The 15,214-nt window shown below is 63.7% G+C and carries 3 protein-coding genes; all 3 read left to right on the top strand.

Going from position 1 to position 15,214, the window contains the following annotated elements:
* Nucleotides 1-269 precede the first annotated feature (269 nt).
* The 3 genes from ACVOLI_RS08655 to ACVOLI_RS08665 are packed head-to-tail and all read left to right on the top strand — an operon-like array spanning nt 270 to nt 14,936.
* Nucleotides 270-10,529, top strand: coding sequence for an SdrD B-like domain-containing protein (locus ACVOLI_RS08655; RefSeq protein WP_481534289.1), 10,260 nt, complete (start codon nt 270-272; stop codon nt 10,527-10,529).
* Nucleotides 10,526-13,906, top strand: a complete 3,381-nt coding sequence (locus ACVOLI_RS08660; protein WP_481534290.1) for an Ig-like domain-containing protein — start codon at nt 10,526-10,528, stop codon at nt 13,904-13,906. The genes ACVOLI_RS08655 and ACVOLI_RS08660 overlap by 4 nt, the downstream gene beginning before the upstream one ends.
* A gap of 10 nt (nt 13,907-13,916) precedes the next feature.
* The gene (locus ACVOLI_RS08665; protein ID WP_481534291.1) at nt 13,917-14,936 is read left to right on the top strand and encodes an OmpA family protein; all 1,020 of its coding nucleotides are present in this window, start codon (nt 13,917-13,919) and stop codon (nt 14,934-14,936) included.
* Nucleotides 14,937-15,214 lie beyond the last annotated feature (278 nt).

The raw sequence follows: 15,214 nt of genomic DNA on the forward strand, positions 1-15,214 counted from the left end.
TTGCTGAAGTAAATACTTCGTGAAATCAATGTGATAGCGCCGTGAGGCGCAATCGCGCAGTTCCGCAATGTAATCAAGTGAGAGTTTCCGTCAGAGAACGGAACTGAATAGCCGCGTATGCGCCGTAAGAATCGCCGCCATTCCAAGCACCTGTAGGTGCTGACTCGGCAGTCCGTTTTGGGGCGGACTGCTTTTCACAAAAACGAGCATTTCCAGGCCGCCAGCTGGACGGGCGGGCTGTGCGTGCGCCGTTTGCAAGAGGTTTGCCGGTGAACAACCAAATTGAGCAAGACATGGCCGTCGATGGTTCCGTTGCACCCACCACCAAGGCGGGTGCGGGCAGCTGGCGTACACGCCTGGCCCGCATTGCGGCCTGCTTGGCATTGACCTGCTTGTTGCCGGCGACAGCGCTGGCGACGGTGATTCCGCAGAACGTGAACCTGCCGACCAATATGGGGCAGTCGATCGACACCCCATTGACCATCAGTTGGATGCGTACCGCCACCGATGCAGCGGTCACCAACATCACCGTGGTGCTTCCTCCATCGGTGAGCTTCGTGCCGCCGGCAGTACCAGGCCCCAACGACTGCACCTACGTCGCAGCCACGCGCACGGTGACCTGCCCGGTTGCGCCGGGCAACACGACCAGTGCTCCCTCTGGCTCGGTCGGCTTCACCATCCGTGGCAACGAGCTGGGCAGCTTCAACCTCACCGCGCGTTCCAGCAACAGCCCAACGCCGGCCACCGGTACCACCACCGTCCGTGAGACCGGCAACTTGCAGGTCGCCAAGACCTTGGTTTCGCCGGACAACGGCCAGGGCGCAACCGGCGGCACCGCCGTGTTCGAGCTGGATCCGCGCATCGCCGCAGGTGGCAGCGACCTGCCGGCTGGCGCTTCGATCGTGGTGACTGATCAGCTGCCCAGCGACGTGGCCAACGTGGTGACGGCGATCACGCCGACGCCTGCTGGCGGCAACCCGGTCTGCGACACGGTTGCCACCGCCAACAGCACCCGCAGTTTCAAATGTACCTACAGTGGGCCGATGACGGCAGCGCAGTTCAATGCCGCCAAGATCCGTGTGCAGATGCGCACCAATGGCTTGGGTACGCATACCAACAACGCCACCATCGCTACCCAGAACGAAAATTACTTCGATGCCGACCCGAACGACAATTCGGGCAGTGCCAGTTACAACATCGTGTTGGGTACCGATATCGAAGCCAAGGTCAGCTTTCCGAGCTCACCGATTGAAGTAAATACCGCGCAGAACCTGGTACTGACGTACCAGAACAACGGCCCGCAGACCAGCACCATCGGCGGCAAGGTCAGCACCATCGTCCCCGACGGTTTCATCATCGGCAACTTGCCCGCTGGTTGTGCGGCGGAGCCGGCTGAACAGCTGGTCGTGAATGGAGTGACGTATCCGGGCACCCTGGTGACCTGCGATGCGGGCGTGGTTGCGTCCGGCAACAAGGCGGACTTCACCATTCCGCTGACCACACCCGCGACCGGCAGCGATGGCCGCTTCCCGGTCGTGGTTACCCCGCCGGCTGCTTTGAAGGACTGGAACGAAGGTAACAACAGCGTTCTTGCGCCGTACCAGATCAACGAGCCTTACACCGATATCCGCTTGGGCAAAACGAAGAGCCCTGGTTCTGGCCCGATCAGCCCGGGTGCCCCGATCACCACTACGTTGACCATCAGCAACGGCACGGACAGCACCAGCGACGCGCAGTACACGCCAAGCAACCCGCTGTGGGCGGTTGACTACATGCGGCCCGAAGAGATGGACGCAAGCCATGGCCTCAATGGCTTGGCCAATGTCAGTCCCGGATGGGAATGCACGGTAGCGCGCGGCGTCACGCCGCCGGCAGGCGTCAGTGCCGCGCTCACCACGCAGGTGAGCTGCAAAACCACTGGCACCGGAACCCTGGTGCGTGGCACCAGTACGGTGTTGAAGTTCGAAACCAAGGCCACCGCCGTGGTCGGCCAGCTGATCCTGTCCAATCGTGCCTGTGCTGGTAGCACCGCCTTGACCCAGCTGGGCATCAATCCGGCCAATGCCGCGCTGCCTGCGGACCGCAACACAACCAACGACTGTGCCAATGCTGGTGCAGGCCTCAACCTCACCGATGTGATCAACGATACCGCCTGGGTCAACATCGAGAAGTTCTCCTCGGTGGACAACGTCAATTGGGTGGATGACGTTGCCAGCGCACCGACCCTGCAAGCCAATGCCGAGACGGTGTACTGGAAGATCGTGGTGTCGACGCCGACAACGGCGGTCAAGTCCAACCAGAAAACCATCCCGACGTTGAACCTGACCGACAATGTGCCGGGGGTGCTCAATACAAGCGTCTTCAAAGGCCAGGTTTCGGTCCCTTCAAACACCGTAGTCACCGGTCTCGCCGGGACCAACTGCCCTGCGCTTGCAGTGGGCAGCAGCGGCCAGACCTGTGTGTTCACCAATGTCGCGCCGGGCACCCAGATTGAAGTAGTGCTGGCGGTGAAGCGTGAACTTACCTCCACGGCAGGCGTTGCCGTGTTGACCAATACCGCCAGCTTGACCTCGCCCAATGCGGTGCTGACGTCGTTGCGTGCCGACAACAACCTCTCCGACTCGGCTGCGGTGAAAGTGCTGCCGCGTACCGATTACCGGATGACCAGCAAGACGGTCACCCCGAGTGGCTCGGTGCTGATCGGCGAACCGATCAGCTTCACCTTGACCGCACGCAATCACGGCCCGGACGTGGCACCGCTGAATGACTTCGTCATCACTGACACGCTGCCAACCGGCACTGCGACGTCGACCGATATCGCCTACGAAATCATCAGCGTGACCGTGCCTTCGGGCAGCAAGCTCAACTGTGCCGCCAGCAATTACACGACGGGTGTGATCTCCTGCATCAACAGTGTCGGCACCATCGCCTCGCAGACCACCGAGACGGTCACCATCAATGCCCGCGTCAAGAAGCCGGCCAACCTGTCGGTTGCCGCTGGTGGCGTGGTCTATGCGCAGGTCACCAATGAAGCAGTGGTCAGCTCCAACGGCAACATCTGCCAGTGGTTGCCAGGGTCGTCGACCAGCTGCAATGACACTGCGTCGGAGAGCAACAACAGCGGGAAGGTGACGTTCGAGGTCAAGGTTCCGACCATCGATCTGCAGCAGAAGAAGACCCAGATCTATCCGGCTGGCCGTTCCAACTTCGTGACCGGCGACAAGCTGCGTTACCGCATGAGCACCTTCAACCTGGGACCGTCGCAGGCGGAGAATGTCGAGATCCGCGATCAGTTCACGGTTCCGGCGGGCTTCACTGCCAGTTTTGAAGCGGTGGAGCACATCAACTCCGGTGCCCCGGTAAGTGGCTACGCCTACAAGGCCAACGCTGACGTCAGCTGCGCGCAGCAGGGCGCCGAGCTGGTCTGCAAGTTGAACCCGAACCCGGCGCTGAACACGCTGGACAAGATGCAGATGGTCGCCTTCGACGTGGTGTTCAATGTCGTCGGTGACTCCAGCAAGCCGGTGTTGTTCACCAATCTTGCCTATGTATGCGGCGATGAAACCGCCAACTATGAGAGTCAGGGCAAGTGCAGTGCAGATGCAGGTGATGCAGGCAACAACCTTGAACAGGTCAACGATGTCGTGTTCCCGGCGGCCGACCTGGAGGTTGTGAGCAAGACCACCGTAACAGCCGGGCCGGTGAACGTCGGCCAGCCGATCCAGTACTCGATCGTCGTTCGCAACGCCGCGGGCAGTCGCGTCGAGAAAATGCGCGTCACCGACACGCTGCCGCAGGGCTTTGAGTGGGTGCGCGACGCCAGCCATCCGCTGACCTTCGTAGTGGATGCAGGTAGCGCCGCCACGCTTTCGCAGCCGGTGACGGTTGCAACCAGCAAGCCCGCCGTTGGCACCGACAACGTCTGCTATCTGTCCGCCGGCCCGACCGCGATCACCGCGCTCGGCCAGCAGCAGAAGATCACCTGCGACCTGGGCGGAAGCTTCCCGGTGGGTGCGGCCAATACCTTGACGCTGACCTTGTGGGCGCGCACCGTGCCGGGCGTGTTCACCGGTGACTATGCGCCGGTCAACCACACCAACAAAGCCAACATCGAACCGGGTCGTGACGAGAATGACGAGCCGACCTCGATCGATCTGGTCCCGGGCAACAACGAAAAGAGCTCCACCACGCAGGTGACCAATGCCCGCATTGGCGGCCGCGTGTTCCAGGACGCCAACGATAACGGCGACGTGGATGCGGGCGACAACGGCATCGGCGGTGTCAGGCTCACCCTGAGTGGTACCGATCTGTACGGCAACGTGGTGAACCGCGAGTTCACCACCGCCAACAGCGGTGACTACGTGTTCGACAATCTGGCACCGTCCGATGCCACTGGCTACACGATCACCCAGACCCAGCCTGCGGGATATCCGACCAATGGCGTTCCACAGCCGAACACGTCGCGTGCGGTGCGTAACGGCGCCAGCACCGGTGTGAGCGGCACCTACATCGTTGCCAACACCGCGAGCTCCAGCGTGATCAGTGGCGTGGTGCTTGGCACGGGTGCCAATGGCGTGCAGTTCGATTTCCCGGAACCTGCGGAGCGCAAGCTGTCCGGCTACGTCTATGTTGACCAGGACAACAGCAAGACCCGCACCCCATCCGATGTTGCTATCTCGAGTGCGAAGGTTGAGCTGTTTGAAGTAGAGACCAACCGCACCCTGACCGCTACCACCAATGCGCAGGGCTTCTACGAGTTCGTTGGCCTGAGCGCTGGCAAGACCTACCGCCTGCGCGAACCGCTGCCGACCACGCCGGTTGGCTTGGTCAACCTGCACGACGCGGTCAACCTTGGACGCATCAACAACGTGCCGTGCCCGCCGGGCACCTGCACCATCACCGCCAATGCGGGTGGTGTGACGGACCAGGACGAGATCGCCGGCATCAAGCTGGTGGCCGGCAACGGTACCGAGTTCAATTTCGGCGAGAACCTGAAAACCACCATCGCTGGCGTGGTCTATCTGGACCGTAATGATGATGGTGCAAAGGCCGCTACCGAACCGGGCATCGCGAACGTTGTCGTCACCCTTGAAGTCAAGGATGACCTCGGCAACTGGGTGTCGGTTACGACGCTCACCACCGACAGCCAGGGTGCCTACAGCTATGCCGATGCACTGATCGGCAAGGAATACCGTCTGACCGAGACCCAGCCGATCGGCGTTGCCAATGGCAAGGAAAATGGCCCGGCGGGTACCACCAGCAACAGCGTCATCGAAACCGGTGTGATTCCGGCAACCGGCTCGCCCAACAACAACTTCGGTGAAGTTGCGGCGGGGGTCTCCGGTGTTGTTTATCTGGACAGCAACAACAACGGTGTGCAGGATGCCGGCGAGCCGGGCTTGCCGGGCGTGCAGGTGACATTGTCGGCTGCAACGGCTACCACCAATGCACTGGGCCAGCCGCTGGTGACGGTGGCTACCACCGACGCCGACGGCCGTTACCACTTCGCGGACCTGCTGGCCGATACCTATGCAGTCACCGAGCAGCTGGCGCAGCCGGCGTACAACGGCGTGACCACGCACAACGGCAAGACCACGGCTGGCAACATCGATTCTGTCGCCGTAGGTACTGTTACCGAAGCACCGTCGAAGATTTCCAGCATCGTGCTGCCGGCAGGCAAGAACTCGCTGCTCAACAACTTCGGCGAGATCCTGGTCGCAGCCATCACTGGCACGGTGTACGTGGATCGCAACGACAACGGCAGCTTTGATGCCGCCGATGCGGGCAGCGACAACTCCGCTGCCAACGGTGGCATCGTTGGCGTCGAGATCGTGCTGTATGCAGCCGATGGCGTCACCGAGATCGACCGCACCGTGACCGATGCGCAGGGTAACTATGCGTTTGCCGACCTGCCCAGCGGCGTGAACTATGTGGTCAAGGAAACCCAGCCCAACGGCTATGCCGCGGGCAAGGAACATCCGACCAATGAGATCACCATCACCGCGTTGTCGCCGAGCGGTTCCAGTGGCAACAACTACGGTGAAAAGCTTGGCGCCCTGGCTGGCTACGTGTACGAGGATTTCTCGGGCACTGCGGCCAACAACAACAACGGCAACAAGGATGCTGGCGAAAAAGCCATCGCCGGGGTCACCCTGACCCTGACCGGCACCGACAGCACCGGCAAGGTGATCACCCCGCGCACCGTCGTCACCAATGCCGCTGGCGAGTACAGCTTCGGCGACCTGTTGCAGGGCAGCTACACCATCACTGAGACCCAGCCGGCCGCCTACATCGACGGCAAGCACACCGTGGGCAATGCGACCACGGCGGGCAGCAATGCGGTAGCCAACGTCATCAGCGGCATCGGCCTGGATGCCGGCCAGAGCGCCAGCGGCTACCTGTTCGGCGAGCTGGCCAATGCACCGATCAGCGGCACGGTCTACATCGACCGCAACAACGATGGCACGCAGGATCCCGGTGAGCCGGGCATCCCCAACATCAGCCTCACCGTGGAAGTTGAAGACGGCCCGGGCAACTGGGTGAAGGTGCCGGGTCCGGCCATCGTCACCGACAGCAACGGTCACTACACGTACCCGGAAGCCGTCACCGGCAAGAACTACCGCGTCACCGAGACGCAGCCGGTTGATCTTGGCGATGGCAAGGAAAACGGTACCGTCAACACCGGTACGCCGAACGTCATCACCATAACCAACCTGCCGTCGACAGGCTCCAGTGGCAACAACTTCGGCGAGATCGCCGCAGTGCTGTCAGGTGTGGTCTATCTGGACAGCAACAACAACGGTATCCAGGACGCCGGTGAGCCGGGCCTGGCCAACGTCGAAGTGAGCCTGCCGGCCAGCGTGCAGAACGTGCTGGGCCAGGGCGCACTGACCGCGACTACCGACGCCAACGGCAACTACGTGTTCCAGGACCTGCTGGCCGGCACCTATACGGTGACCCAGCAGGCGGCGCAGCCGAGTTACAACGGTGCGCCGACCATCAACGGCATCACCACCGCCGGCACCACCGGCGGTACGGCGACGCCGGTGGCAACCGTACCCAGCGCGATCAGCGGCATCGCCCTGAGCGCGGGCGGTAGCTCCGAGAAGAACAACTTCGGCGAAGTGCTGCAGGTGTCGATCTCTGGTGCAGTGTTCCTCGACGTCAACAACGATGGTGCGATGCTTGGCGCCGGTGAGACCGGTCTGGAAGGCGTGGTCATCGAGTTGAACGGCGTCGACGATGCCGGCGCTACCGTCAGCCTGAGCACCACCACCGACAAGGATGGCAAGTTCAGCTTCGAAGGCCTGCGTCCGGGCAAGTACACCTTGACCGAGCCGACCCAGCCGACGGGTACCGCCAACGGCATCACCACCGCCGGCAGTGCCGGTGGCACGGCGACGCCGGTCACCACGGTGCCGAGCAAGATCACCGACATCGACCTGTCGGTGCCGGGCACGGCCTCGGTGGACAACCTGTTCGGTGAAATCCCGCGCAGCAGCGCCATCAGCGGCAAGGTGTGGGAAGACACCAACAATGATGGCGTGGTGGACCCGGGCGAGAAGGGCATCGGCGGCGTGACCGTGGAGCTGGAAGGCACTGCGATCGATGGCACCCCGATCAAGCTCACCGTGACCACCGATGCCGACGGCAACTACAGCTTCGACGAGCTGCCGCCGGGCACCTACACCGTGACCGAGCCGAACCAGCCGCCGGGCACCCTGGACGGCAAGACCGTGCCGGGCAGCACCGGTGGTACGGCGACCGCGCCGGGCACCACGCCGTCGAAGATCTCGACGATCGTGGTCGGCGTCAACGAAACCTCGAAGGACAACAACTTCGGTGAAGTGCCGGTGGGCAGCATTGCCGGCTTCGTCTACAACGACAGCAACGATGACGGCATCAAGCAGAACGACGAAGGTGGCTACGCCATGATCGACGTGGTGCTGACCGGCACCGACGACCTGGGCAACCCGGTCAACGTGCAGGGCGTCACCGATGCGCAGGGCCACTATGTGTTCCAGAACCTGCGTCCGGGCACCTACATCGTGACCGAGCCGACCCAGCCTGCCGAAACCCTCAATGGCCTGACCACCGCCGGCAGCATCGACGGTGTGAAGTCCGGCGCCAAGGTCACCGGTAAGGACACCGTGCCTTCGCAGATCGACGGCATCGTGTTGAAGCCGGGCAACAACTCGGTGGACAACAACTTCGGCGAGATCGGCGATTCGCCGGACATGCTGGTGAGCAAGTCGTCCAACACGGTGAAGTTCACCGTCAACAACGTGGGCAGCTACACCATCCGCGTGCGCAACGGCGGGCAGAAGCCTTCCTTCGGCGAGTACATCGTCAAGGATCGCCTGCCGGTGGGCCTGACCCTGGCTGAAGTGCCGGCCGGCAACAACTGGACCTGCTCCGGTGCGGTGGGCGATGCCCGCTTTGAATGCCGCAGCTCGGAAGTCGTCAACGTCGGCACCACCTCGTTGTCTGACATCACCGTCAAGGTGAACGTCGGCATCGAGGCTGCCAACGCCGGTACCGTCAACAATGCCGTGCTGATCGAAGGCGGCGGCGAGAACGAGTTCCGTACCCCGACCGTGGCCGAGCGCAACACCTTTGAAGGCAACGTCGGCGACCTGCCGGTGTGCGATACCGCCATCACCCAGAACGTCTGCCGCGTGCCCAACCAGGTGCAGCTGTCGTCCTCGGTTGGCGGCACCGTGTGGTTCGATGTCGGCAGCGAGGACACCTTCCTGGACGGCGGCGACGAACGCCTGCAGTCGTGGATCGTGGAATTGCTGGACTCGGTCACTGGCGCCGTGTCGCAGTCCACCGTTACCGCAGTGGACGGCAGCTATCGCTTTGCCGACGTGATTCCGGGCGTGAAGTGGAACATCCAGTTCCGCGATCCAAGCTCGGGCGTGTTGTGGGCATGGCCGGTGAACCAGGAGACCGTCGGCGGCATGGGCGTGGCCTGTGACAGTCCGCGCGCCATCAACAACAACGGCGTCAGCGCCTGCCGTGTCAGTGAGAACGGCACCAGCCAGCTGCAGGTCGTGCTCGAAGCCGGCCAGCATCTGCCGCAGCAGAGCCTGCCGGTGGATCCGTCGGGTGTCGTCTACGATGCCGTCACCCGCGATCCGGTGCCGGGTTCCATCGTCACCATCGCACCGGTTGGCGTGTGCACCGGCTATGACCCGAAGACCGCCATCCTCAATGCCGGCGCCGGTGGTTACCGCGTGGAAGGCAATGCGGTGTCGATGACGGTTGGCAACAACGGCTACTACCAGTTCATGTTTGGTCCGGCTGCGCCGGCACGTTGCGAGTTCCAGCTGACGGTCACGCCGCCGGGTGGTTACCAGTTCGCGTCGTCGCTGATCCCGGCGGAGACGGGTTCGCTGTCGCCGCTGGGTGCGGCGGGCAGCAGCCATCTTGTACAGCCGCAGACGGGTGCACCGACCGGTGCAGTGGGCACGCCGACCCAGTACTGGTTGAACCTGTTCGCTGGTTCCGCTGTTGCTGGTGTGGTGCACAACCACATCCCGCTGGATACCGCGCAGGCCACCGGCCTGGTGATCACCAAGACCGGTGATCGCCAGACTGCTGAAATCGGTGACACCGTGCAGTACACCATCACCGTGCGGCAGACCGCCGGCAGTGCGATGGCCACGCTGAACGTGGTCGACACGCTGCCGCGTGGTTTCACCTACATCGATGGCACCGGCCGTGTGGGTGGTCGCGCCGTCGACGATCCGATCGGCAAGCCGGGCCCGCGTCTGGGCTTCAACCTTGGCCCGATCAACGTCGGCCAGCAGTTGGTGCTCACCTACCGCGTGCGTGTCGGCGTGGGTGCGCAGCAGGGCGATGGCATCAACCGTGCACAGGCACATGGCTGCTCGATCACCGGTGGCTGTATCGATCCGGGCACGCTGACGCCGGTGCCGGGCTCGGTGCCGTCCAACCGTGCCGAGTACCGCGTGCGCGTCACCGGTGGTGTGTTCACCGAGGAAGCCTGTGTGCTGGGCAAGATCTTCGTGGACTGCAACAACAACCACGTGCAGGACGAGGAAGAGCTGGGTATCCCGGGCGTACGCATGTACTTCTCCAACGGTACCTGGATGATTTCCGATTCCGAGGGCAAGTACAGCTACTGCGGCCTGCCGCCGCAGAGCCACACCTTGAAGGTGGACCCGTCCACCTTGCCGGTGGGTGCACGCCTGACCACCAGCAGCAACCGCAACCTCGGTGATGCCGACAGCCTGTTCCTGGACCTGAAGAACGGCGAGCTGCACCGTGCCGACTTCGTCGAGGGCAGCTGCTCCAACCCGCTGCTGGAGCAGGTGAAGGCGCGTCGTACCCAGGGTGAGGTGCGTGCACCGGAAACCGAAACCGGGCAGTCGCAGCTGCGCTTTGACAGCAAGCCGGTCCGTGCGCCGCAGCAGGCCACGGACTCGTCCAACCAGGGACCGATCGTGCAACCGCGACCCAATCCGCCGTCTGCGGCGGCCCAGCAGGAGGTGCAGCCATGAGCCGCGCCGCCCTGCGCAAGATGCCGCGCGTGAGCCTGCTGGCCTGTGCGCTGGCCACCGCTTCACTACCGCTGATGGCCCAGAACGTGGGCAGCAGCACCCGTTTCACCCCGGTGATCGGCGACAGCAGCACGCTGTATCCGCGTTCGCTGACCACCACCGATACGCCGCCGGAAGTGGTGGCGGCGCGTTCGGGTGAAGTCGACTACAGCCGCAACGCTGGTGTGGACCGCGTCTCGGTGGAAGTGGACCGCGACGGCGTGCCCGCCGACGGCCAGACGCCGGTGCACATCACCGTGCATCTGCTCGGCGCCGACGGCAAGCCGCTGGCCGGCAAGTCCTTCGTCACCATCGAGAACAGTGGCGGTCGCATCCGCCTGCCGGGCTCGCGTACCGATGAGTTCGGCCCCGGTGCCAGCGACGCCGACAAGGTGATGCCTGGCGTCCAGCTGGAAGTCGAAAACGGCGTTGCCGAGTTCGACCTGGTCGCCCCGCATGACCCACAGGATGTAGTGCTGCGTATCACGGCCGGTGGCGAAACCGCCGAAGGCACGATCGGCTTCCTGCCGGAAATGCGTGAGTTGCTCGCCACCGGTCTGATCGAAGGCGTGTTGAACTTCCGCAACAAGTCCAACGCCAGCCTGATCTCGCCGGTGCAGCACCACGATGCCTTCGACCGCGACATCCGTCGCTGGGAGAAGCAGTTCAACAACGGCAAGGCCAGCGCCTCGGCGCGCACCGCGTTCTTCGTCAAGGGCCGGATCAAGGGTGAGTATCTGCTCACCGCCGCCTATGACTCGGACAAGGATGTGCGTGGTCGCCTGCTGCGTGACATCCAGCCGGAAGAGTTCTACCCGGTCTACGGTGATTCCTCGCTGCGTGGCTTCGATGCACGCTCGGCCGAGCGCCTGTACGTGCGCGTGGACAACAAGCGCAGCTACCTGCTGTACGGTGATTTCCAGACCGGCGACAACCTGGCAACCAGCACTGGCGTTGGCGGCAGTGGCCCGATCCCGCAGCGCAGCCTGAGCACCTATAACCGCACCGCGACCGGCCTGGGCTGGCACTTTGAAAGTGAGCGCGTGCGTACCAATGTGTTCGCCATCGAGGATTCGCTGCGGCAGATCATCGAGGAGTTCCGCAGCCAGGGCAGCGGCCCGTACGCGCTGCGCAACAACGCGGTGCTGGAAGGCAGCGAGCGTGTCGAGATGATCGTGCGTGATCGCAACCAGCCTTCGCGCATCGTTTCGGTGAAGGCATTGGCACGGCTGGTGGATTACAGTTTCGAGCCGTTCTCCGGGCGCATCCTGCTCAACCAGTTCCTGCCTTCGTTCGACAGCGACCTGAATCCGGTCTCGCTGCGCATCACCTATGAACTCGATCAGCAGACCGAGAAGTTCTGGGTGGTCGGTGCCGACGGCCAGTACAAGCTGACCGACAAGCTGGAAGTTGGTGCATCGGCGGTCGAAGACCAGAACCCGTATGCCGAGTTCAAGATGGGCAGCGTCAATGCTGGCTATCGCTTCGGCCAGAACACCATGCTGGTGGCCGAGTTCGCCCGCACCCAGAGCGAGGTCAACACCAACTCGCTCAACCAGGTGACGTCGCAGGGCCTGAAGGATGTCAGCGGCCAGGTCGAAGGTGACGCATGGCGCGTCGAGTTCGCCCACGACGGTGACAAGTTCGATGCACGCCTGTTCGGCGCGCGCACCGATCCGGAGTTCAACAACCAGGCTTCGCCGCTGTACGGCGGCCGTGGCGAGTACAGCGGCCGCATGTCCTATGCCGTTGGCCCGCGCCTGGAGCTGTACGTTGAAGCCCTGCGCAGCGAAGACCGCAACCCGGATGGTGGCAAGCGCGATGCCGGCGGTGCAGGCGTGCGCGTGGCTGCCACCGAACGCCTGACGCTGGACTTCGGCCTGCGCAGCATCCGCGAAACCATCGGCATCACCTCGCCGTGGTCGAGCACCGGCTATGGCCAGTTGTCCGGCTTGACCGGCGGCTTCGCCACCGGTTCGGGCGGCGGCGCACTGGGCTACGGCCAGCAGGCGCTGGATCCGGCCACCGGGCTGATGGTGATCAACAGCGGCAGCAACGGCGAATCCATGACCAGCGACCTGCCGGTAGGCACCAAGCTGGAATCGGACAGCGCCCGCGTCGGTATCGGCTACCGCTTCAACGACAAGTTCAGCGGTGGTGCCGAGTACGAACAAAGCGTCAGCGGCGAAGACCGCAACCGCGTTGCCGCCGGCGTGGACTACCAGGTCTTCGAGCGCAGTCGCCTGTATGGCCGTTACGAGAAGCAGACCGGCCTGACCAGTGCGTACGGCATCACCACCACCGACCGCGAGGCCGATGCACTGGTGTTCGGTATCGACAGCAGCTACATCCGCGACACCCAGGCGTTCTCCGAGTACCGCCTGCGTGATGCGATCAGTGGCCGTGATGTGCAGGCCGCCTCGGGTATCCGCAACAACTGGGATATCGCCAAGGGCCTGCGCCTGAGCAGCTCGATCGAACGCGTCAACGTGGTCGCCGGCGATACCGGCGACAGCACCGGCCTGGCGCTGGCCCTGGATTACAGTGCCAACCCGCTGTGGCGCGGCGCGATCCGTGCCGAGCACCGCATCTCCGAGGACGTGCCGGGCACCACCGACAGCAACGAGGCCTTCAAGACCACGCTGCTGCAGTTCATGGTCGCACGCAAGCTGAGCCGTGACTGGACGTTGCTGGGCCGCAACTACCTGCTGGCCACCAACTACGAAGAGCGCGGTGACGTGCTGCAGGACCGCTTCCAGATCGGCCTGGCCTACCGCGACACCGACCGCAACCGGGTCAACGCCTTGATGCGCTATGAGTACAAGCTCGAGCGTGACGAAAGCGGTCTGACCCTGCTCAACGGTGACGTGGTGAGTGGCACCAGCCAGGATGTACGCACGCGTGCGCACATCGTCTCCACCCACGCCGACTGGCATCCGTCGCGGCCGTGGTGGCTGACCGGTCGCATTGCCGGCAAGTGGCAGCGCGACCAGTTCGCCTATGGCGATGGCAGCCGCGTCAACAGCAGCTTCAACGCGGTGCTGGTCTCCGGTCGTGTCGTGTACGACATCACCGAGAACTGGGACATCGGCGTGCTCGGCTCCACTTTCCGTGGCCAGTACGGCGCCAACCAGTTTGCCTACGGCATGGAAGTTGGCCGCCTGCTGCGGCAGAACCTGTGGCTGTCGGCCGGCTACAACTGGACCGGCTTCGAAGGCGACAGTGATCTCAATGGCTACGAGTACACGCAGCAGGGCTTCTTCCTGCGCCTGCGCTTCAAGTTCGACGAAGACCTTTTCCGTCGGGACCCGGTCCGCTACCGCGACCCGGCCCGCTGAGGACGACACCATGACCGTTATGCAAACCAAGTACCGTCCGCTGCGCAGCTTGCTGGCTGTTGCCGTCTTCGCTGTCGCCGGCACCGCCGGCGCCCAGCAGACCCAGCTCAACCCGCAGGCCAAGCGCATCAGCGATGAAGCCATCCATGCCGACCTGCAGTCCTACGAAGCGACCCAGGGCCGTATCCAGGCATTGAACGATGGTGGTCGCCCGATCCGCGACTACCACCTGTCCAAGGCACAGTGCTGGCTGGACGTGTCGTTCCACGAGTACACCCGCAACGACCGCAGCGCCTTCCCGCAGGAAGCACTGACCGAGTCGGAGAAGCTGATCGTGGACATGGAGAACGGCGTCTCGCCGATCCCCACCGACACCGCCCTGGTCAACGACGCCAAGTACCTGCGTGCCGATCTGTGGCAGCGCCTGAAGGTCATCCACGGCACGCCGGGCTTCGCCTGCGCCTCGCAGAAGGTGGCCTGCGGTGAAGTGGAGCTGGTGCACGCCGGCAATGAGTTCAACCAGCAGCAGTGGCGCCACTCCAAGCCCTACATCCAGATCGCCGAAGACCTGGTCAACGAAGCCGAAACCGCAGCGCGCCTGTGCGGCGTCGATCCGGCTGGCCCGGTGGTTGTTCCGGTGGCGGCTGGCCCGCTGATCGCCAACGTGCTGTTCGAGTTCGACCGCGACGGCTACAAGGACATCCGTACCTACTCGCTGGAGAGCGTGGACCGTGCCCTGGCCACCATCGGCAGCGAGAAGCGCGAGCTGGCTGGCGTGACCCTGGTTGGCCATGCCGACCGCATGCAGGGCAACGGCTTCGACTACAACCAGGCCCTGTCCGAGCGTCGTGCCAAGACCGTGCGTGAGCTGCTGGTCGGCCGTGGTGTGCCGGCGGACAAGATCCGCTACGAGTACCGCGGCGATACCCAGCAGGTGCAGCAGTGCGACGGCGTCAAGCCGCGTGCCGCGTTGCTTGAATGCCTGTTGCCGAACCGCCGCGTGGAAGTGCGGTTCGAGCTGGCGCAGTAAGTTCAGCGCGATGAGTTGATCGACAACGCCCCGGTAATGCCGGGGCGTTGTTCGTTTTGGGAGCCAAGTCTGGTTCCACGTAGTCTCCGTGCGCAGGCAATCTGCCCCCTCCCTTGCGCCGCAGGCGCAGGGGAGGGCTGGGGAGGGGTAGGCGAGCGCAGCTCGACGCTCTGCGCTTCAGAACGTACGAACGCGCCTAGTGGAAAGCGCATCCGATTGCCGCCGCCAAAAGCACCCCTCCCCAACCCTCCCCTGTGCTTCGCACAAGGGAGGGGGCC

Source organism: Stenotrophomonas sp. STEN029 (assembly GCF_056760015.1).